General features: G+C 46.9%; 1 protein-coding gene and 1 pseudogene. One reads left to right on the top strand and one right to left on the bottom strand.

Features of this window, described 5'->3' with window-relative positions:
* Window positions 1-591 (top strand): annotated as a pseudogene (locus tag ACRC27_RS00470) (acyltransferase); the annotation flags it as partial.
* A 168-nt stretch (window positions 592-759) separates the two neighbouring features.
* Here ACRC27_RS00470 and ACRC27_RS00475 read toward each other — a convergent pair.
* Window positions 760-1,382, bottom strand: a 623-nt coding sequence (locus ACRC27_RS00475) for an efflux RND transporter permease subunit (protein WP_438638824.1), incomplete at its 5' end; no start/stop codon positions are given.

Genomic DNA, 1,382 nt, shown 5'->3' on the forward strand with positions numbered 1-1,382 from the left:
CGTTATTTTATTGCGCTGGTGGCTGTACTGTTTGTCTTTTCCTTTTTGTACGATTTCATTTTCTCGGTCGGACACTTTGGCCTCAATCTGCGCATTGAGCCGCAATATCGCATATGGAACTGGCTGTTATTTTATTTGACCGGACAGCTACTCAGTGACCCCGAGATCTATAATGTCGTCACCCGAAAACGTAACATCAACATTATTATTGTCGCATTACCCATTATTTATGCCCTAAGCTGGTTATTTGAACGGACGTATCTCTATCCACTGTTTGAGCGCGATAATAACTCTTTTTTCTTGATTGGCTCACCAATCTATACTCTAGTTATCAGCGTAATCATTGCGTCAAATAAATTTAGCAATTACATCCATGGTAATGTGATTAAAACTCTATTAACCAAAACCAGTAAATCGATGACCGGTGTGTATATCCTGCACTATTCGATTTTCGCCCTGTTCTCATCGCAAATTGTTATCGACTCGATTGCGATAAAAATCGCGGTGTTACTGACTACCTTTGTGTCTTCGGTATTGCTCTCAATGCTACTGCTGTCGAACAAAGCCACCCGCGCCATCATTACCTTGTAAAAGGCGCGATTAACACTAAAGCACGATAACGAGACAACAAATTACATCGCTAAATCATGTCACTCGATAGCTCGCTGGTTATCTCACCGTAAAAAACAAGGCCGGCGTGTTTGCACAGCGCCGGCCTTATTCATTCAGATATCAGTATCGCGTTATTACTCGGCGAACTCAGTGCCCTGTTACCGGATCGGGCTTGTTAAAGCAGCTGTAAATCACCGGCAGAATCAGCAACGTCAGTACCGTGGCAAAGCCAAGACCGAACATGATCACCACCGCCATGCTCTGGAAAAACGCATCACTTAACAGCGGGATTAACCCCAGTACCGTGGTAAATGCGGTCAGCAAGATAGGCCGCATCCGCGACGCGGCGGCATAAATCACCGCCTCTTTAAACGGTTTTTCTTTGCGCTGTAAGCCAATCTCTTCCACCAGCACAATCCCGTTACGGATCAGCATCCCGCTCAAACTGAGCAAGCCAATCAACGCCATAAAGCCAAACGGGATCCCAGTGAGCAGAAAACCAAACGTCACCCCAATCATCGCCAGCGGTACGGTCAACCAAATGGCGACCGCATTTTTTAACGAGCTGAACATCAACACCGTGATGATAAACATGATGACAAAGGCCACCGGCAAGCTCAACAACAGCCCAGACTGCGCATTCTTGGTACTCTCATAGTCCCCGCCCCACTCCAGCGAATAGCCTTGTGGCAGAACCAACGAATCCATCTTCGGTTTGATCTGCTGCAGCAACTCTGCCGAGGTTTCGCCGCTGACAGAGCTTGGGTCAG

Source organism: Plesiomonas sp., assembly GCF_051650925.1.
In the GTDB taxonomy this organism is placed as follows: domain Bacteria; phylum Pseudomonadota; class Gammaproteobacteria; order Enterobacterales; family CAMTGL01; genus Plesiomonas.